Origin of the sequence: Halogeometricum rufum (assembly GCF_900112175.1) — an archaeon.
Lineage (GTDB): Archaea > Halobacteriota > Halobacteria > Halobacteriales > Haloferacaceae > Halogeometricum > Halogeometricum rufum.
On sequence record NZ_FOYT01000001.1, the window covers coordinates 557201 to 574828 of the forward strand.

Consider the following 17628-nt stretch of genomic DNA (forward strand, 5'->3'; position numbering starts at 1 on the left):
AGTAAAAAGTCGCTACAGTTAAGGTAGCGGAGAATCTTTCCTCCAGCATGGCGATAGAAACCATTCTCTTAGCCGTCGGACCCGGCGACGAAGACAGACTCGAACGACTCGCCGAGGAGACGATAGACGTCGCTGGCCCCACCGGCGCCCGCGTCGTCCTCGGGCACGTGTTCACGCGCGAGGAGTACGATTCGGCCCTCGACAACCTCGACTTCGACACGAGGGCCGACGAGGTGTCCGCCGACGACGTGGCGACGCGGCACTCGACGGTCCGCGAACTGGTCGCCGCCCTCGACGAGGCGGGCGTCGAGTACGAGGTCCGCGGACGCGTCGGCGACCACGGCGAGTCCATCGTCACCCTCGCGAAGAACGTGAACGCCGACCGCGTCATCGTCGGGGGCCGCCGTCGGTCCCCCGCCGGCAAGGCCGTCTTCGGCAGCGTCGCACAGGAGGTCATGCTCTCTGCGCCCTGCCCGGTCACGTTCGTCCGCGCCGACACGAAGTGAGCGTTCTCGGGACGCGGTGATCCGTCGCCTCGGCTTCGTCGCGCGAAACTCGTACTCGAATCCGCGTGAGAAACCTCTTAGTTAAGTGCCGGGCAAACGCGTACCCGTACAATGGCTTACTACGTGGGTGTCGACCTCGGGGCGACCAACATCCGCGCGGTCGTAGCCGACGACGAGGGTACCGTCGTCGCCAGTCGAAGCGACGGGACGCCTCGCGGCCCGACGGGCATCGCGGTGACGGAGGCGGTTCTCCGCGTCGTCCGCGAGACGTGTTCGGAGGCGGGCATCCGTCCCGACGAGGCCGTCGCCGCGGGCGTGGCCTCCATCGGTCCGCTTGACTTGGCGGAGGGCGCCGTCGAGAACCCGGCGAACCTCCCGGACACCATCGACCGCATCCCGCTCACGGGACCCATCTCGGTCCTCCTCGACACCGACCGCGTCTTTCTCCACAACGACACGAACGCGGGCGTCATCGGCGAACGGTTCCACTCCGAACGCAACCCCGACGACATGGTGTACGTCACCATCTCCTCGGGCGTCGGCGCCGGCGTCTGCGTCGACGGCAACGTCCTCTCGGGGTGGGACGGCAACGCGGGCGAAGTCGGGCACATGACGCTCGACCCGCAGGGACTGCTCACCTGCGGATGCGGACACGACGGCCACTGGGAGGCGTACTGCTCCGGCAACAACATCCCGCGCTACGCCGAGTTCCTCCACAGCGAGGACGACGTGGAGACGTCGCTGCCCATCGAGGACCCCGACTTCTCCGCCGCCGACGTGTTCGACCACGCCGAAGACGACGAGTTCGCCCGGTACGTCGTCGACCAGGTCGGCCACTGGAACGCGATGGGCATCGCCAACATCGTCCACGCGTACGCACCGCTGACCATCTACGTCGGCGGGGCCGTGGCCCTCAACAACCCGGACCTCGTTCTCGACCCCATCCGCGAACGGATGGACGACATGGTGATGGTGAACGTCCCGCAGATAGAGTTGACCACGCTCGGCGACGAGGTGGTGGTGCAGGGAGCGGTGGCGAGTGCGATGACCGGCGGGACTGGCGACCGGTCGCGCCTGTAGGGCGCGAGGCCTCGACAGTCGCGTCGCAGGCGGGACCACTCGACGGTCGCGCCGTAGGAGGGACGGGCGACCGGTCGCGCCTGTAGGGCGCGAGGAATCGCCCGTTCCCCTCGTACCGAGTCTCCGACGAATCGCTCGGGTCGGCAGGCACCCGACTTATCCTTCCGGAACACCGAACGGGAGTATGCATCGCCGTGAGTTCCTGCGCACGGGTGCCCTCCTCGGCGCGGCCGGTCTCTCGCTGTCGGCGTCCGGTCGCGTCGACGCTCACCCCGGCCCGTACGAACCCTACGGCTCCGTCGACGTCGACGGGACGAAGGAGGCCGTCGTCTCGCCGGACGGGACCGTCGCCTACCTCGCGGCGTCGACGGGGTACGCCACCGTCGACGTCTCCGTCCCCGACCGGCCCCGCGTCCTCGCGGAGGTGCGCGAACCGGTCGACGAACACGAGAACGGCCCGCTTCGCGGTATCTACGACGTGAAACTCGACGCGACCGACCCCGAGACGCTGGTCGTCGTCGGCCCGGCCAACCCCCTCCCCGGCGCCGTCGCGGGCGTCCTCGTCGTCGACGTGTCGGACCCCGCCGCGCCCGAACGCGTCTCCTTCTTCGAGACGGCGTACCCCATCCACAACTGCTTCGCCCGCGACGGCCACGCCTACCTGACGCGCAACGACGGCGACACGAACGTGCTGGTCGTGATGGACCTGCAGTCCGGCCGGGCGGTCGGTCGGTGGTCGCTCCCGGACGTCGACGAGGCGTGGACCGACGTGTCGAACGGACGGAAGTCGCTCCACGACGTGTACGTCCACGAGGACACCGCCTACCTCGCCCACTGGGACGCCGGCACGTGGATTCTCGACGTGTCGGACCCGACGGCGCCGACCCACGTGGGGAGCGTCGACGCGCCCGACCCGACCGAACTCGCCGGGTCCGGACGCGGCGAGGCCCTCGTCCCGCCGGGTAACCACCACTACGTCGCCACCGACGAGTCGGGCACGCTCCTCGGCGTCGGCAAGGAGTCGTGGGCGCGCCGCGTCGGCACGAACGACGACGACGAGGAGTCGCGTCTGGTCGGGGGACCGTCCGGCATCGACCTCTGGGACGTGTCGGACCCCGCCGCGCCCGAACGCCACTCGACCATCGACCCGCCGCCGTCGCCGAACCCGACGTACGGCGGCGTCTGGACCACCGCGCACAACTTCGAGTTCCGCGACGGCCGCCTCTACTCCGCGTGGTACCGCGGCGGCGTGAAGCGACACGACGTGTCCGACCCGTCGACCCCCGAGGAACTGGCGTGGTGGCGGATGCCAGACGAGGCGTCGTTCTGGACGGCCCGCCTCGCCAAACCGGGCGCGGAGACGGGCTTCTTCGTCGGCGCGAGTCGCGGCGTCGACGACGTTCCCGGCCGCCTCTACACGTTCCCCGACCACGCGGGCCAGCAACTGTCGCCGCCGCCCCTCGGCGACGAGTCGAACGCGTCCGGCGGGTCGGGCGACGCGACGGCCACCGAATCCCTCGTCGTGACGCCGACGCCCGACGCCGCCGGGTCGAACGGGACGACGGCGGCCACCGACTCCGCCGGCACGGCGACTCGCGCCCCCGGGTTCGGTCCCGGCGTCGCGGCGGGTGCCCTCGGCGTCGCCGCGTGGCGACTCCTCCGGCGTGCGCGGCGAGAGTCGCGCGAGTGATTATCGAATCGGACGATAGACCGTGAACGAAACCGATTTCGGTGTCGTTCCGTCGTCGACAACCGCAAGGCATCAAAGCGTGGGGTGCGAAGGCACGGCTATGAGCGACGACGGGGACTCACTGAAGCGGCGCATCGAGGACTGGATGGTCGGCCAGATGCCCATCATCCAGATGCACGGCGGCGACAGCGTCGTGCGGAAGGCCGACGAGGAGACGGGTGAAGTCGTCGTCGAACTCGGCGGGGCCTGCGCGGGGTGCGGCATCTCGAACATCACCGCGAACAACATCAAGTCGGACCTCATCATGGACTTCGACGACGTGACCGACGTGCAGGTGAAAGTCCCCAGTTCCGGCGACCACGGGGCCAGCACGGTTGAGGGCGGCCGCGGCGGCGAACTCCAGTACGGCGACGAGGACCCCGGGCACTTCTAACGAGCGTTCCGCACGTTCGGGTCGCGCGAAGCGCGACCGCTCACCGCGAAACGCTCGACCACCGTCGGAAATCGAAGCTCTCTGGCTGTTCAGTCGGAACGCTCCGCGTTCTGGCGACGAGAACACTCCGCGAGGCTCGCGTTCGCTCGCCGCCTACAGTTTGACGAACTCCGCCCGTCCGTTCTGTTCGACGGTGATTCGGTAGCCCTCGTAGGTGAACGAAATCTCGATTTCGGCCTCCGGCCGCGGGGGGGTCGAGAACACGTGGTCGAGGACGTGGTCCAACTGGTCGTAGGTCGGTTGCAGTCTCGCCGCGTCGGTCCCTTCGAGTTCGGCCACGATTTCGGCGACTGCGAGCGCCGGGTCGTCCGCGTCAGTGTCCAACTGTCGCACCACCACGTCGTCCTCGGGTGAACCACTCACGTCCGCGCAGTCTCGGACGCCGCGGATAAATCTTTGCCGTCGGCGACAGCGCCGGTGGCCACGGATGGACCCGCCGCGCGCCGCCTCACGACCCGAGCGCGTTCTCCAGACTCGACGCCACGGACCGGGCTTTCTCCGCGAGTTCCTCGCTCACCGTGCCGGCCGCGACGGCCTCGTCGAGTTCGTCGTCGTCCACTCGTTCGACGGCGCCGTCGGGGTGTTTTATCACGTCGACGTGCAGGTCCACGTAGCGCACCTCGTCCGGGAAGCACTCGACGGGCGTGCAGACGTTCACGTACGTCCCCTTCAGGTCGCCGTCTGCGCTCCGGTAGACGGTCGGATACCACCACCGTCCCTCGCGGAACTTGGTGAGCGCCGTGTCACCCGCCTCTCGGGCCGTCCCGAGTGCGTCGTACGTCCCGCTCCCGGAGAGCGTCCGCTCCACCGACAGCGTCCCGTCGGTGTCCCACTCGACCACCTCGCCGCGGCCCAGCGAGAACGCCCGGCCGTCGGGCTTGCCGTGGCCGATGGCGACGGTGTCGCCCTCGACCGGTCCGAACTGCCGCGTCACCACGTCGAACCGGAACTCGCCCGCGGGCGCGCACATCGCCTCGACGAAGTCCACGCCCGCGCTGGCCGCCTCGCAGGCGGCTTTCGTCCGGTGGTGTCCGGGCATCGTCGTCTCCACCTGCCGCCTGTACTCGTCGAGTTCGAAGCGGGACTCCCGGCCGAACCACACCCACTCGCCCGCGCCGGGCGCGGCGAGTTCGCGGAGGGGTTCGACCCCGCCGACGGCCGCGAGGGCGTCGTCCATCGCCGCGGCGCGTTCGGCGGCGCGTTCGAGCGCCGTCTCGAGGGCGTCCATGTCGGCCTTCGTCGCCGCGTGAGACCACTCGATGCCCCACCCGTCGGGCACCGCCACGGAGAGGAAGTCGGTCATGCCGACGAGTTCGCGGCCGGCGGCGTCGTCGCGGGTGTCCACCGTCACGCCGTCGCGGCCGCGGACCAGCGTCGCCAGGCCGCCGTCGGCGCGCACGTCGGTGCTCAGCGAGGCCCGGCGGTCGCTCCACGGCGGTTCCGGGTCGCGGACCTGCACGCGGACGGCGTCGCCCGCCTCGATTCGGTCGTCGGTCTCGCGGAACGGGAGGAACCCCTCCGCCTCGCCGGAGGAACTCCGACTGCTCGATGGACCGCGTCCATCGGTGCCGCCGAGCGAACAGACCGCGCCCGAGCCTTTCGTCTCCGTCACGCGCGCGTCGAACACCGCACCCGGCGGCGCGGGGTCCGCCCACGCGAACGCGTCGACGCCGACGTCTCGCAGGCGGTCGGCGACGGCCGCGACGTCGCCGGCGTCGCCGTGGACGCCGACGCCCTGTCGGTCGTCCGTCGTCGCCACCGTCACCTCGTGGTGGCCGTCGCCGAAGTCGGCGTCGAAGCGCGCGCGAATCGGTTCGGAGGCCTGCACCACCTCGTGTCCGGCGTCGAGGAGGAGGCGCGTCACGGCCGTCGTGTAGATGCCGCGGACGCGGACGCGGGCCGCCTCGCTCATCGCAACAGGTCCGGGTCGCGTGCGAACCGGACGCGGGCGTCCACCGTCGGTCCCAGCGACAGTTCCACCCGCTCGTCCGACAGGACGCGGCCGCCCTCGACGGGTACGCCCCACGAGTCGAAGCGGAGGTACCCGCGGAGGTCGCTCCCGTGCGTGAACAGGTCGAGGAACTCGACCTCGTGTTCCTGTATCTCGGAGGCGCTGTGCGCCATCTCCATGTCGGAGTACACCGTCTCCCCGTCGGCGAAGAACGCCCGAAGCGTCTCGGCGTCGCGTTCGACCGCCGCCGCGACGGCGTCGGACGCCTCCCGAATCTCCTCGGTCGTGAGTCCGGCGTCGCGGAGGGCGGCCTGCGTTCGTTGGTCGAAGTGCATGTCGTCGGCGAACGTAGGGCCGCGCCCCCTTTCAAGCGCCCGTTTCGGCCCTGGGGCGCCGCGGTTCGGCCGAAGCTATTACGCGGCGACCCATTGTATTGTCAGGGCGATGGCTGAGAGACGAGACCCGGTCGAACGCGCGTCGGACGGTTCCAAGGACCTCTACGACATCTCGACGTGGGAGGAGCGAACCTCCGTCGACGGTCTCTCGGTGGCGTTGTACCGGCTGTTCGCGGCCTCGGCGCGGTTCGTCATCGTCGCCGTCGCGTTCCTCCTCCTCGTCGGTATCGGCGGGTTGGCCGCAGTGACGAACCTCGAAATCGGTCTCCTCACGGTTCTCTCGGCGATTCCGGCGCTGGGACTGGCCGCCTACGTGTACTACTCCGACGTGACGACGAACGAACCCCTGTCGCTTCTGGTCGGAACGTTCCTGCTCGGCGTCCTGACGGCCAACTTCGCGGCCGTCCTCAACGGTGCCCTCCAGCCCTACTTCCAGGGGCTCGGCTTCCTCGGGACGGTGCTGTTCTTCTACATCGTCGTCGGCCCCATCGAGGAGATAGTGAAGCTTCTCGCGGTTCGCCTGTACGCCTACACCGACGACCGGTTCGACTCGGTGGTCGACGGCGCGGTGTACGGGGCGATGGCCGGCCTCGGTTTCGCGTTCATCGAGAACGCCCTCTACATCACGCGGGAACTCCCGACGGCGGAACTGGACCTCGGACTGGGACTCATCGGGATGGGCGGGGGCATCACGGCCGTCCGCGCCCTCGCCGGGCCGGGGCACGTCATCTACTCCGCCATCGCGGGCTACTACCTCGGACTGGCGAAGTACAACCCCGACAACCGCGGCCCCATCGTCGTCAAGGGACTGCTCATCGCGGCGTTCGTCCACGCGACGTACAACGCCACGGTCGGCATCGGGTCGGGCCTCATCCAGACGTTCACCCCGCTCTCCGGACTGTGGGCGTTCCTCGCGTACGTCCTCGTCTACGACAGCGTGTTCGGACTGTACCTCATCCGGAAGATTCGGCGCTACCGGCAGGCCTACCGAAAGGCGCACACGCCCGCGTACGACGACGGCGCGGTCCAGTCGGAGACGGAGACGACCGAGGCCGAGTAGACGGCGCGGGCGGCGGCAGACGACCCCGAGAGGTCGCTACTGCAGGGCGTCGGCGTAGCCCGACACCATGTTCTCGACGTACTTCGCGACCACGTCCACCTCGACGTGGACGGGGTCGCCCACCGCTTTCTCCGAGAGCGTCGTCAGGTCGTACGTCGTCGGGATGATGGCGACGGCGAAGTCCGAGTCGCGCCGGTCGGCGACGGTCAGGCTGATGCCGTCCAGACAGATAGAGCCCTTCGCGACGACGTACTTCGCTATCGACGCGGGGAGTTCGAACTCGAAGAACCAGTCGTCGCCGACGCGTTCGATGCCCGTGATTGTCGTCGTCGTGTCGACGTGGCCCTGCACCATGTGGCCGTCGAGACGCCCGTCCGCGGGGAGTGCCCGTTCGAGGTTCACCCGGTCGCCCTCGGTCACGTCGCCGAGATACGTCTTCTCGACGGTCTCCGCGGCGAGGAACACCTCGAACCACTCCCCGTCGGCCGCGAACTCCTCGACGGTGAGGCAGACACCGCTGACGGCGATTGACTGCCCGTGGTGGAGGTCTTCGAACGTCGCGTCGGGGCTGAGACGGAGGCGACGGCCGCCGTCGTCGTCCGTCGCGGCGACGACGACGCCCGTCCCTTCGACTATCCCTGTGAACATACCTCCCGTCTCGTCCCACACGTGAAAAGCATCACGAAACTGGGCGACCGCTCGCCGACGGTCGGGTGGACTCGGCGGCGGGATACACTTTTGTCGTCGCTCTCCCACCCCCGCACGATGTCGCTTCTCACCCGACTCCGGACCAGTTTCGTCACGGGACTGTTCCTCGTCGCGCCGTTGGCGGTGACGGTGTTCGTCCTCGACTTCGTGTTCGACCGCCTCACCGGCATCGTCCTCGACCCCATCGTCGCGACGACGCGCCTGCGGACGTTCACCGGGGACGAACTGTTGCTCGCGCAACTGCTGGCGGCGACGCTTCTGGCCGTCACGCTCACCGCCGCCGGCTACGTCGCCTCGCAGGAACTCGGCCGTCGCCTGTTCGGCGGCTTCGAACGCGGCGTGCGCCTCGTCCCCCTCGTCCGAACCATCTACTTCGGCGTCAGGCAGGTGTCCGAGTCCATCGCGCGGCAGAGCGAGGGGTTCGACCACGTCGTCCTCGTCGAGTACCCCCGCGAGGGCGTCTACTCCATCGGCTTCGTGACGAACGACGGCCCGCAGAGCGCCGAACGGGCGACGGACTCGCCGGAGTTGCTGACGGTGTTCCTCCCGCACAGTCCCAACCCGACGGCGGGGTCGCTCATCATGGTGCCGCCCGAGGACGTGTTCGAGGTGGACATGTCCGTCCGCCGGGGCCTGCGCCTCATCGTCACGACCGGACTGGGCGCCGAGGACGTCGAGGAACTTCCGGAGGGCGTCGTCAAGTAGCGGGAGCGCTCCGCCGCCGGTCACACGCCCCAGTAGAGCGCTATCGCCGCCGACGTGACGACGGCGAGGAGGAGTTGCAGGGGCGCGCCAACGCGGACGTAGTCGGTGAACCGGTAGCCGCCGGGGCCGTACACCATGAGGTTCGTCTGGTAGCCGACGGGCGTCATGAACGCCGTCGTCGCCGCGAACGTCACCGCGAGGGCGAACGAGAACGGGTCGGCCCCGATGCTGGTCGCCGTCGAGACGGCGATGGGCAGGAAGAGGACGACGCTGGCGACGGGCGTGATGACGTTGGCGAACCCGCCCGTCAGCAGGTAGAACAGGCCGAGGACGACGACGGCGGGGAGTCCGGCCGTCGCGCCGACGACGCCGTCGGCGACGAGTGCGGCCGCGCCCGTCTCCCGGAGGGCGATGCCGAGGGGGACGATGCCCGCCAACAGGAAGACGACGTTCCAGTTCACCGCGTCGTACGCCTCGTTCGGCGAGAGGACGCCCGTCACTATCATGGCGACGACGCCCGCGAGGGCGGCGACGGCGATGGGGAGGACGCCGAGGGCGGCCAGTGCGACGACGCCGAACAGGGTGCCGAAGGCGGCGACGGCCGTCGAACTCACGCCGCCCTCGCGCACGCGAGCCATCACCTCGTCGAACACCTCGCCGGTGACGACGAAGTCGTCGTTGTCCGCGAGGAACTCCGCCGCCTCCTCCGTCGTCTGCATCAGGAGGGCGTCGCCGCCTCCCAGTTTCGTCGCGCCGATGCCGTCGCGGACGAGTTCGCCGCCGGCGCTCCGGATGGCGAGGACGGTGGCGTCGTAGCGTTCGCGGAGGCGAGCGGTCTCGACCGTCTCGCCGACCAGCGACGACGAGGGGGGCACGACGAGTTCGACCAGCGTCGAGCGCTCGGGGTTGTCCAGTTCCGCGTCCGTCACCGCCGCCCGCGGGAGGCGGCGGAGCGACCCGAACTCGACGAACCGCTGGATGGTCGGCGGATCGCCGCGGACGGTCAACACGTCGCGGGACCGCAACTCCCGGTCGGACTCCGCGGCGGGGAAGTGGTCCGCCCCCCGCACCACGTCCAACACGTCGAGGCCGAGGTCCCGGCGCGCGTCCTCGGCGACGGACTGCGCGGTGGTGCCGACGAACGGCGACCGGGAGGTGACGAGGACGCGCGCGAGGTACGGTTGCACCTCGTACCGTTCCGTCCGCGACCCCGGCGGGACGCGGGCGGGCAACAGCCACTTCCCGACGGTGAGGAGGTACGCCGCGCCGACGAGGAAGACGACGACGGCCACCGGCGTCAGCAGGAACACGCCGAACGGCCGGCCCAGCAGTTCCGCGGACAACTCGGAGGCGACGAGGTTCGTCGCCGTCCCGAACAGCGTCAGGGTCCCGGCGAGCATCGACGCGTAGGAGAGGGGGATGAGCAGTTTCGACGGCGAGACGCCCGCCTCGTTGGCGAGGTCCGTCACCATCGGGATGAAGACGGCGACGACGGGCGTGTTGTTCACGAGGCCCGCGATGGGTCCCGTGAGGCCGATGATGGCGGCCAGCAGGCGGTTCTCCGACCCGCGGGTGAGGTGGGCGACTTCGACGCCCAGACGGCGGACGACGCCCGTCCGCTCGATGCCGCTACTCAGGATGTACATCGCCAGAATCGTCACCGTCGCCGGGTTCGAGAAGCCCGATAGGCCCTCGACGGCGGACACGCCCGTGAACGGTTCGAGGGCGACGAGGGTGACGACGACGGCGATGGCCGTCACGTCGGGCGACACCGCCTCGGTGACGAACAGGACGACTGCGGCGACGACGATGGCGAAGACGACGAGGACGGAGAGGGAGACGCTCAGGCCGGCCAGTTGCACGGCAGTCGCGGGGACCGTCGAGACCATACGGACCGTCTCACCCCCCGACGGGTTAGCCGTGTCGCCGTGCCGCGGCCACGCCGACGCGTCCGGCGGTGCGTCCACACCGAGGTGCTTTTTCCTCCGCACCGCTATCTGTCGGTCGATGCGCCTCGGAATCCTCGGGACGATTCAACTCGCGGCGACGCTGATATTCGCCGTTCCCGTCGGCGTCTACGGGTTGAACACGCTCCTCGACGGCCAGCAGATACTCGGCGGCGGCCTCCTCGCCGTCGCCGTCCTGATGGTCGTCCTCCCGCACTACCTGACGACGCCGACGGACATCCCCGCGAAAGTCGGCGAATCGGTCGTCGGAAAAGTCGTGAAGACGCCGGACGACGAGGAGTAGCGCCTCCGGCCGCCGGTCGGCGCGCGACTACTCCGTCCGCGGCGTGAACGACCGCGGGTACTCGTGGAGTATCTCGTACCCGTCGTCGGTGACGGCGACCAGTTCCTCCAGTCGGACGCCGCCGCGTTCGGGGTCGTAGACGCCGGGTTCGACGGTGAACACCATCCCCGCGTCGAGTTCCACCGCCTCCCGGAGCGACGGCCCCTCGTGCAGGGAGAGGCCGACGCCGTGGCCCGTGCCGTGGGTGAAGCCCGCCTCGCCCTCGTCGGCGTTCGGGTCGAAGCCGTGGGCGGCGAGTTCGGCGGCGGCCTCCCGGTGGACGGCGTTCGCGTCCGCGCCGGGTGCTATCTCGTCCAGTCCGGCCTTCAGCGCCGCCTCGACGGCGACGTAGGCGCGTCGCTCCCACCCGCCGTCGCTCTCGACGACGTACGTGCGGGACAGGTCGCCGTAGTAGCCGTGGGGGCCGCGCGGCGAGAGGTCCAACAGCACCGTCTCGCCGGGTCGGAGCACGTCCGTGCCGGCGTAGTGCAGGTCCGCGCAGGTCGGTCCCGCGCCGACGACGGTGTTGTCCGCGTCGCGGACGCCGTAGACGGCGAGTTCGGCGTTCACCTGCCGCCGGAGGCGTTCCGTCGAGAGGGGGGCGTCCCGCCAGACGAGTTCGTCGCCCTCGGCGGCGCTCTCGGCGAGAATCTCCTCGGCGCGGGCCATCCCCCGGACGGCGGCGCGTTGGACGCGCCGGAGGCAGTCGAGTTCGGCGTCGGTCTTCGTCAGGCGGGCGTCCGCGACGGCCGTCGTGGACCCGAGTTCGTAGCCCGCGCGTTCGAGGTGGACGGCGGCGTCGTGCGGTATCGACCGCGGGACGAGCAGTGCCCCAGACGCGCCGCACTCGTCGAGGACGTTCGCGGCGCGGACGCCGGCGGGGGCGCCCGCGTCGTCGGTTCGGACCGTCCCGGCGAACTCGCGTTCGGCCTGTTCGCCGAACAGCGATGGCGCGCAGAGCGTCGCCTCCCCGTCGACGTAGACGAACGCGTAGTCGCGGTCCGGCCCCGAAAAGCGGGTGAGGTAGCGCACGTCGTCGTCGAACCGGTCGCCGACGGCGACGAACCCGGCGGCGTCGGCGTCGGCGATTGCGGCGTCGAGGAACGCCGGGTCCGTCTCGGGCGGGGGCAGCGACTCGGGTGCGTCCGGCATCGCCCTACGCTTCGGGCGCCGGCGCGTCGCCCGTCTGCGCCTCCTCCAGCAGTTCCTCGACCGGCGTGTCGCGGACTTCGTTGTGGAGCAGGACGCTCACGGGGAGCGTCGGCGCGCCCTTGATGAGGTTCTCCAGGATGACGAGGCGTTCGCGGGCGCGGGACATCCCGACGTAGAAGACGCGGCGTTCGTTGTCGGTCAGGATGGGGACGGGGTTCGTCGTCGAGGTGAACTCGTCGACGCCGTCGACGTCCTCGTCGTCCACGGAGGCGGCCATCTGTTCGACCACCTTCTCGGTCAGGTCGGTGGAGACGAACACGTGGTCGGCCTCGCGACCCTTCGCGGAGTGGATGGTGCCGACGCGGACGCGGTTGGGGTCCATCCCCTTGTACTCGCCCTCGAAGTAGGCTTCGACGGACTTGCGCTGGAACGACGTCACCTTCCGGACCATGTCGCCCGCGGCGGCCCCGTCGGGGACGAACGGCGCGTGGTCGGTGATGACGTCGGGTTCGACCTCCAGTTCGGTCAGGTCCTCGACGCCCGTCGTCTCCTGCAGGTCGTCGATGTAGTCGAACAGGTCGTCGCGTTCGTTCGACCCGAACGCGGAGTCCTGCAGCATGTCCGCGAGGCGGCGCGCCTCCAGTCCGGTGACGTTCTCCTCGCGTTCGAGTTTCTCGATGGCCTCGACGTACTGCGTGAGGCGGTCGGTCCACATCCGCTGGTCGGTGAGGACGGAGAAGGGGATGCCCAGCGGGAGGAACTCGTCGATGAACTGGAACATCTGGTAGCGCGCGCGGAACAGCAGCATGATGCTCTCGTCGTCCTCGTCCTCTTCGAGGGTGTAGCGGACGTTGCGCGCGAGGTCCAGCATCGACGGCGAGGAGACGCCCTCGACGACGCCGCCCTCCTTGCGCGGGTGCAGGTCCTTCTCCTGCCGCTTGTCGATGTGGCGAATCTCCCTGTTCACCACGTTCAGAATCTTCGAGGGGAGGCGGTAGGAGTTCGGCAGCACCACGTCCTCGTCGCGTTCGGTGTCGAGCAGGAGGTTCGGGTCCGCGCCCTGCCACGCGTAGACGACCTGGTCGTCGTCGCCGGCGATGAGGACGCCCTTCAGGTGGGGGAGCCACTCCTGGTAGACGTCGTACTGCAGGGTCGTGATGTCCTGGAACTCGTCGATGACGAGGTAGTCCACGTTCGGCACGAGCGAGCGCTGTTTCACCCGTTCGAGCATGTCGGCGAAGCCGACCAGCCCGTTGTCGCCCTTGTAGGTGCGCCACCCGCGGATGACGCTCGGCACGTCGATTCGGTCGTCGTCGGAGGGCCACGTCGGCGTGTACTTGTTGCCCTCCTGCGCGTTGGGGTCCACCTCCGGCGGGAGGCGAACCTCCTCGACGTTCCAGTTGAACGGCACGTCGTACCAGTCGGCCACGTCGCGTCGCGTCCGCTGGAGCCACTGGCTCGTGGCGATTATCTTGTTGCCGATGGTGGTCGAACGGGCGGTCCGGCGGCCGGCGCCGCCGTACTCGTCCTCGAACTCGACGCCGTACTCCTCGCAGAACTCCTGTTTGTCGCTCTCGCCCACCACGTCGTTGCGCGAGAGGTCGAGGAGTTCGTACGCCTTCGCGTGCATCGTGGCGACGTTGCCCTGCAACGCCCGCGGCGACACGTCCAGCCGTTCGGCGAGACGCTCTCGAATCTCGGCCGCGGCGGCGCGGGTGTACGAGACGACGAGGATGTCTCGGATCGTCACGTCGTCGTCTTCGAGAATCTCCTCGACCCGGTCGAGGAGTGCCGTGGTCTTCCCGCTCCCCGGCCCACCGAAGAGTCGGGTGACTGTCGCGTCGGAGTCACTCATTGTACCCGTTCACGCCCTTATCCCTGATAAACTGCCTGCTTTCGAGGACTTCTCTACCGGTCGAGTCGCGAGCGAAAGAAGGTGTTCGTCGACGGCGAATCGGCGTCGCGCTAGACTCGCGGGTCCCAGCCGCAGACCGAACAATCGACGGCAGATTCGTCGTGAAGCGCACCGCAGTCCGGACACTGCTTCTTGTTATAGGATGTCTCCCAGTCTTCGTCGGATACTCCGTGTCCGCGGTCGTCCAAGAACTGGTCGAACAGCGCCTCATCGGCGTCTGGTGCTGAGGCCATACGTGGTGTGCTATGCCGTACCACTACTTAGTCTTTGTTGCCCGTCCTCACCGCTCGATAACCGTCCGAAGGAGTAATGAGTCCGGCGCGCGTTCTGGGGGGCCGCTCCCGTCCGTCGGCCGGCCCCCGTCCGACGGCGGAGTCCGCCGTCAGCCGTCGAACGCGCCCGTTCAGAGCCCGTACAGCGACTCGAACTTCGCCGTCGCGTAGTCGCAGAAGGCGTCCGCCGACAGCGACTCGCCCGTCGCCTCCGCGACGAGTTCGTCCGTCGGGTACCGCCGGCCGCGCCGGTGGACGTTCTCGGCCAACCACTCGTGCATCGGTCCGAACTCCCCGTCGCGAATCAGGGCGTCCACGTCGGCCAGTTCCTCGCGCATCGCGGCGTCCAACTGCGCCGCGAGGACGCTCCCGACGGTGTAGTTCTGGAACGCGGCGAGGTAGCCGGCCGTCCAGTGGATGTCCTGCATGCACCCCGCCGCGTCCGTCTCGGGACGGACGCCGAGGTACTCCTCCATCTTGTCGTTCCACACCGCGGGCACCTCCGCCACCTCGATGTCGCCGCCGAGGAGGGCCTTCTCCGTCTCGAACCGGACGAGGATGTGCAGGTGGTACGTCAACTCGTCCGCCTCGACGCGAATCACGTTGTCCGGCTTCACCCGGTTGACCGCGGCGTAGGCCGCCTCTGCGCTCGCCTCCGAGCCGAGTCGGTCGTTCACGACGCCGACGAACCCCTCCCAGAACGGGCGCGTCCGGCCGACGTGGTTCTCGAAGAACCGCGACTGGGACTCGTGGACGCCGTGACTCCCCGACTCGCCCAACGGCGTCGCGTAGCGGTCCTGCGGCAGGCCGAGGTTGTACGTCGCGTGGCCGAACTCGTGCATCGTCGAGGTGAGGCCCGCGAGGGGGTCGGACTCGTCGAACCGCGTCGTCACGCGGCAGTCGAACTGCGTCCCGAACGTGAACGGGTGCGCCGACGTGTCGAGTCGCCCTCGCGCCCAGTCGTAGCCGAGGCGGTCCAGCACGTCCTCCGAGAGGGCGTACTGCGCGTCCTCGTCGTACGCGCCGTCGAACGGCGTCGGCAGTTCGTCCGCCGCGCGAATCTCGTCGACGAGGGGGACGATGGTCTCCTTCAGGTCCGCGAATATCTCCTCGACCGTCGAGAGGGGCAGGTGCGGTTCGGAGTCCCCGTAGATGGCTTCGAACGGGTGGACGTCCGGGTCGAGGTGCGCCGCGCGTTCGCGGTAGAGGTCGACGATGCGTTCGAGGGTGGGCGCGAGGGCGTCGAAGTCGTCGTCGGCCTTCGCGTCCACCCACGTCTCGTGCGCCCCGGACTCGACGCGCGATATCTCGGCGACGAGTTCGTCCGGCACGCGGACGGCGCGTTCGTGCTGTCGGCGAATCTCTCGCACCGCGGCCCGTTCGTCGGCCGCCAGCGACTCCTCGTCCACCTCGGCCAGCAGTCGGCCGAGTTCGTCGGCGGTCAACAGGTCGTGTTCGACCGAGGAGAGCGTCGACCGCTGTTCGGCGCGGGCGGGCGTCCCGCCTTCGGGCATCACGGTCTGCTGGTCCCACATCAGCACGCCGTCGGCGTGGCGGACGTTGGAGACGCGTCGGTAGCGGTCGAGGAGGGCGTCGTACGTGTCGCTCGTGGACATGCCTCGTCGGTCTCGCCGCGAGCGTATCAATCTCCGTCAGCCGGCAGTCCGCGAGAGAAAGGGGTCGACGGAGGGAGTGCCGAGGAGGGGTTACGCGTCGATGTCGTACAGGTCGCCGTACTTCTCGGTCACGTAGTCGGTGAACGCGTCGGCGGTGAAGTCCTCACCGGTCGCCTGCACGACGAGTTCGTTCGTCTCGTAGCGGCGTCCGTGCCGGTGGACGTTCTCGGTCAGCCACTCGTGGAGGGGTTCGAAGTCGCCCTCGGCGATGTGGTCCTCCAAGTCGTCGATGTCGTCCTCGGCGGCCGCGTACAACTGCGCGGCCATCACGGACCCGAGCGAGTACGTCGGGAAGTAGCCGAAGTTGCCGTGACTCCAGTGGATGTCCTGCAGACAGCCCTCGGAGTCGGACTCGGGGCGGACGCCGAGGTACTCCTCGTACTTGTCGTTCCACACCTCGGGCACCTCCTCGACGTCGATGTCGCCGGCGATGAGTGCGCGCTCTATCTCGAAGCGGACGATGATGTGCAGGTGGTAGGTCAACTCGTCCGCCTCGACGCGGACGAGGTTGTCGTCGTACACCTGGTTGGCCGCCTCGTACGCCTCCTGCAGCGTCACGTCCTCGGCCTTCGGGAAGTGCTCCTTGAAACTGGGGAGCAGGACGTTCCAGAACGCCTCCGACCGGCCGACGTGGTTCTCCCAGAGGCGAGACTGCGACTCGTGGACCGAGAGGTTGCGGTCCTCGCCCAGCGGCGTCGCGTAGTGCTCGTCCGGCAGGCCGAGGTTGTACGTCGCGTGGCCGAACTCGTGGACCGTCGAGAACAGCGAGCCGAGGGGGTCCGTCTCGTCGAAGCGCGTCGTCACGCGGGCGTCGAACATCGTCCCCGAGGAGAACGGGTGCGACGACGTGTCCATGCGGCCGCGCTCCCACGGGTAGCCCAGCGTCGAGAGCACGTCGCGGCAGAGTTCCTCCTGGTCGCCCTCGGGGTAGTCGCCCTCGCGGGTGAACGCGTCGGTGGCGATGTCGTCGCCCTCCTCGCGAATCTGCTCGATCATCGGCACGAGGGTGTCGCGGAGTTCGTCGAGAATCTCCTCGGCCTGTTCGAGGGGGAGACACGGCTCGAAGTCCTCGAACAGCACCTCGTAGGGGTCCTTGTCGGGGTCGATGTGCTCGGCGTACTCGCGCTTGAGTTCGACGTGCTTCTCGAGGTACGGCGCGAACGTCGAGAAGTCGTCCTCGGCCTTCGCCTCCTCCCACGCCGGGAGCGCCTCCGAGGAGGTGGTCGAAATCTCCTCGACCAGTTCGGAGGGGACGCTCACCGCGCGGTCGTACTCGCGGCGAATCTCGCGGACGACGGCCGCCTGCTCGTCGGTCAGGTCGGCGTCTTCGAGTTCGTCCAACTGCTCGCCCACCTCGTCGTCGGTGAGCAGTTCGTGCGACAGCGACGACAGCGTCGACAGTTGCTGGGACCGGGCCGGGTTGCCGCCCTCGGGCATCATCACCTGCTGGTCCCACGACAGCAGTCCGCCCGCGTTGCGGACGTTCGCCACGCGTTTGTACGTCTGGAGGAGGTCCGTGTACGCGTCCGGTGCCGACTCCGAGTCGGAGCCTGCGGCTTCAGTTGCCATATCGAATCGAAACACGTCCTGCGTAATCAACCATGTGTATCCGGACGGGCGGACCGGTTCGTCGCGCGACCGGCCGCCGCCTCAGTCGCGTTCGACGGCCGTCTCGGGGGACGCGTCGGAGACGCGGGCGGTAGCGCCGGGTCCGCCGCCGCGTTCTACGGGAACCT

Annotated in this window: 17 protein-coding genes; 7 read left to right on the top strand and 10 right to left on the bottom strand. The window is 69.1% G+C overall.

Annotated elements, in window-relative coordinates:
- Positions 1 to 47 precede the first annotated feature (47 nt).
- The 4 genes from BM310_RS02910 (at position 48) to BM310_RS02925 (ending at position 3709) form a co-directional block, all read left to right on the top strand.
- Positions 48 to 506 carry a universal stress protein gene (locus BM310_RS02910; RefSeq protein WP_089804452.1) on the top strand — a complete coding sequence of 153 codons (459 nt, stop codon included), beginning with the start codon at positions 48 to 50 and terminating at the stop codon, positions 504 to 506.
- A gap of 111 nt (positions 507 to 617) precedes the next feature.
- Positions 618 to 1586, top strand: a complete 969-nt coding sequence (locus BM310_RS02915; protein WP_089804454.1) for an ROK family protein — start codon at positions 618 to 620, stop codon at positions 1584 to 1586.
- A 184-nt stretch (positions 1587 to 1770) separates the two neighbouring features.
- Complete coding sequence (locus BM310_RS02920) at positions 1771 to 3276, top strand: LVIVD repeat-containing protein (protein WP_089804456.1); 1506 nt, start codon at positions 1771 to 1773, stop codon at positions 3274 to 3276.
- Between the two features lie 100 nt (positions 3277 to 3376).
- Complete coding sequence (locus tag BM310_RS02925; RefSeq protein WP_089804458.1) at positions 3377 to 3709, top strand: NifU family protein; 333 nt, start codon at positions 3377 to 3379, stop codon at positions 3707 to 3709.
- A 153-nt stretch (positions 3710 to 3862) separates the two neighbouring features.
- On the opposite strand, the gene BM310_RS02930 is transcribed toward BM310_RS02925, so the two are convergent.
- The 3 genes from BM310_RS02930 to BM310_RS02940 all read right to left on the bottom strand — a co-directional run bounded on the left by BM310_RS02930 (position 3863) and on the right by BM310_RS02940 (position 6055).
- Positions 3863 to 4132, bottom strand: a complete 270-nt coding sequence (locus BM310_RS02930; RefSeq protein WP_089804460.1) for a HalOD1 output domain-containing protein — start codon at positions 4130 to 4132, stop codon at positions 3863 to 3865.
- An 85-nt stretch (positions 4133 to 4217) separates the two neighbouring features.
- A complete protein-coding gene (locus BM310_RS02935) occupies positions 4218 to 5681 on the bottom strand; it encodes a DUF402 domain-containing protein (protein WP_089804462.1) in 1464 nt (487 codons plus the stop codon).
- Positions 5678 to 6055 carry a DUF7532 family protein gene (locus tag BM310_RS02940; RefSeq protein WP_089804464.1) on the bottom strand — a complete coding sequence of 126 codons (378 nt, stop codon included), beginning with the start codon at positions 6053 to 6055 and terminating at the stop codon, positions 5678 to 5680. Before BM310_RS02940 ends, BM310_RS02935 begins: the two co-directional genes overlap by 4 nt.
- A gap of 109 nt (positions 6056 to 6164) precedes the next feature.
- On the opposite strand from BM310_RS02940, the gene BM310_RS02945 reads away from it, so the two are divergent.
- Positions 6165 to 7175 carry a PrsW family intramembrane metalloprotease gene (locus tag BM310_RS02945; RefSeq protein WP_089804466.1) on the top strand — a complete coding sequence of 337 codons (1011 nt, stop codon included), beginning with the start codon at positions 6165 to 6167 and terminating at the stop codon, positions 7173 to 7175.
- Positions 7176 to 7211: 36 nt separating this feature from the next.
- On the opposite strand, the gene BM310_RS02950 is transcribed toward BM310_RS02945, so the two are convergent.
- Positions 7212 to 7823, bottom strand: a complete 612-nt coding sequence (locus tag BM310_RS02950) for a riboflavin synthase (RefSeq protein WP_089804468.1) — start codon at positions 7821 to 7823, stop codon at positions 7212 to 7214.
- 117 nt (positions 7824 to 7940) lie between these two features.
- Here BM310_RS02950 and BM310_RS02955 point away from each other — a divergent pair, with 117 nt between their 5' ends.
- Positions 7941 to 8588, top strand: a complete 648-nt coding sequence (locus BM310_RS02955; RefSeq protein ID WP_089804470.1) for a DUF502 domain-containing protein — start codon at positions 7941 to 7943, stop codon at positions 8586 to 8588.
- 20 nt (positions 8589 to 8608) lie between these two features.
- On the opposite strand, the gene BM310_RS02960 is transcribed toward BM310_RS02955, so the two are convergent.
- Positions 8609 to 10477, bottom strand: coding sequence for an SLC13 family permease (locus tag BM310_RS02960; RefSeq protein ID WP_089806973.1), 1869 nt, complete (start codon positions 10475 to 10477; stop codon positions 8609 to 8611).
- 118 nt (positions 10478 to 10595) lie between these two features.
- Here BM310_RS02960 and BM310_RS02965 point away from each other — a divergent pair, with 118 nt between their 5' ends.
- Positions 10596 to 10838, top strand: a complete 243-nt coding sequence (locus BM310_RS02965) for a DUF7533 family protein (RefSeq protein ID WP_089804472.1) — start codon at positions 10596 to 10598, stop codon at positions 10836 to 10838.
- A 27-nt stretch (positions 10839 to 10865) separates the two neighbouring features.
- On the opposite strand, the gene BM310_RS02970 is transcribed toward BM310_RS02965, so the two are convergent.
- From BM310_RS02970 to BM310_RS02990, 5 genes are all read right to left on the bottom strand, one after another.
- Positions 10866 to 12029 (bottom strand): M24 family metallopeptidase, encoded by a 1164-nt coding sequence (locus BM310_RS02970; protein ID WP_089804474.1) that lies wholly within the window; start codon positions 12027 to 12029, stop codon positions 10866 to 10868.
- Positions 12030 to 12033: 4 nt separating this feature from the next.
- The gene (locus BM310_RS02975) at positions 12034 to 13884 is read right to left on the bottom strand and encodes a UvrD-helicase domain-containing protein (RefSeq protein ID WP_089804476.1); all 1851 of its coding nucleotides are present in this window, start codon (positions 13882 to 13884) and stop codon (positions 12034 to 12036) included.
- A 110-nt stretch (positions 13885 to 13994) separates the two neighbouring features.
- The gene (locus BM310_RS02980) at positions 13995 to 14177 is read right to left on the bottom strand and encodes an HVO_0416 family zinc finger protein (RefSeq protein WP_089804478.1); all 183 of its coding nucleotides are present in this window, start codon (positions 14175 to 14177) and stop codon (positions 13995 to 13997) included.
- A gap of 170 nt (positions 14178 to 14347) precedes the next feature.
- Positions 14348 to 15832 carry a carboxypeptidase M32 gene (locus BM310_RS02985; RefSeq protein WP_089804480.1) on the bottom strand — a complete coding sequence of 495 codons (1485 nt, stop codon included), beginning with the start codon at positions 15830 to 15832 and terminating at the stop codon, positions 14348 to 14350.
- A 90-nt stretch (positions 15833 to 15922) separates the two neighbouring features.
- Positions 15923 to 17461 carry a carboxypeptidase M32 gene (locus BM310_RS02990; protein WP_089804482.1) on the bottom strand — a complete coding sequence of 513 codons (1539 nt, stop codon included), beginning with the start codon at positions 17459 to 17461 and terminating at the stop codon, positions 15923 to 15925.
- Between the last annotated feature and the right edge of the window lie 167 nt (positions 17462 to 17628).

What these genes read in the sequence shown, in the direction of transcription:
- BM310_RS02910 (WP_089804452.1), top strand. Translation starts at nt 48, where the DNA reads ATGGCGATAGAAACCATTCTCTTAGCCGTCGGACCCGGCGACGAAGAC.
- BM310_RS02915 (WP_089804454.1), top strand. Translation starts at nt 618, where the DNA reads ATGGCTTACTACGTGGGTGTCGACCTCGGGGCGACCAACATCCGCGCG.
- BM310_RS02920 (WP_089804456.1), top strand. Translation starts at nt 1,771, where the DNA reads ATGCATCGCCGTGAGTTCCTGCGCACGGGTGCCCTCCTCGGCGCGGCC.
- BM310_RS02925 (WP_089804458.1), top strand. Translation starts at nt 3,377, where the DNA reads ATGAGCGACGACGGGGACTCACTGAAGCGGCGCATCGAGGACTGGATG.
- BM310_RS02935 (WP_089804462.1), bottom strand. Translation starts at nt 5,681, where the DNA reads ATGAGCGAGGCGGCCCGCGTCCGCGTCCGCGGCATCTACACGACGGCC.
- BM310_RS02940 (WP_089804464.1), bottom strand. Translation starts at nt 6,055, where the DNA reads ATGCACTTCGACCAACGAACGCAGGCCGCCCTCCGCGACGCCGGACTC.
- BM310_RS02945 (WP_089804466.1), top strand. Translation starts at nt 6,165, where the DNA reads ATGGCTGAGAGACGAGACCCGGTCGAACGCGCGTCGGACGGTTCCAAG.
- BM310_RS02950 (WP_089804468.1), bottom strand. Translation starts at nt 7,823, where the DNA reads ATGTTCACAGGGATAGTCGAAGGGACGGGCGTCGTCGTCGCCGCGACG.
- BM310_RS02955 (WP_089804470.1), top strand. Translation starts at nt 7,941, where the DNA reads ATGTCGCTTCTCACCCGACTCCGGACCAGTTTCGTCACGGGACTGTTC.
- BM310_RS02960 (WP_089806973.1), bottom strand. Translation starts at nt 10,477, where the DNA reads ATGGTCTCGACGGTCCCCGCGACTGCCGTGCAACTGGCCGGCCTGAGC.
- BM310_RS02965 (WP_089804472.1), top strand. Translation starts at nt 10,596, where the DNA reads ATGCGCCTCGGAATCCTCGGGACGATTCAACTCGCGGCGACGCTGATA.
- BM310_RS02970 (WP_089804474.1), bottom strand. Translation starts at nt 12,029, where the DNA reads ATGCCGGACGCACCCGAGTCGCTGCCCCCGCCCGAGACGGACCCGGCG.
- BM310_RS02975 (WP_089804476.1), bottom strand. Translation starts at nt 13,884, where the DNA reads ATGAGTGACTCCGACGCGACAGTCACCCGACTCTTCGGTGGGCCGGGG.
- BM310_RS02980 (WP_089804478.1), bottom strand. Translation starts at nt 14,177, where the DNA reads ATGGCCTCAGCACCAGACGCCGATGAGGCGCTGTTCGACCAGTTCTTG.
- BM310_RS02985 (WP_089804480.1), bottom strand. Translation starts at nt 15,832, where the DNA reads ATGTCCACGAGCGACACGTACGACGCCCTCCTCGACCGCTACCGACGC.
- BM310_RS02990 (WP_089804482.1), bottom strand. Translation starts at nt 17,461, where the DNA reads ATGGCAACTGAAGCCGCAGGCTCCGACTCGGAGTCGGCACCGGACGCG.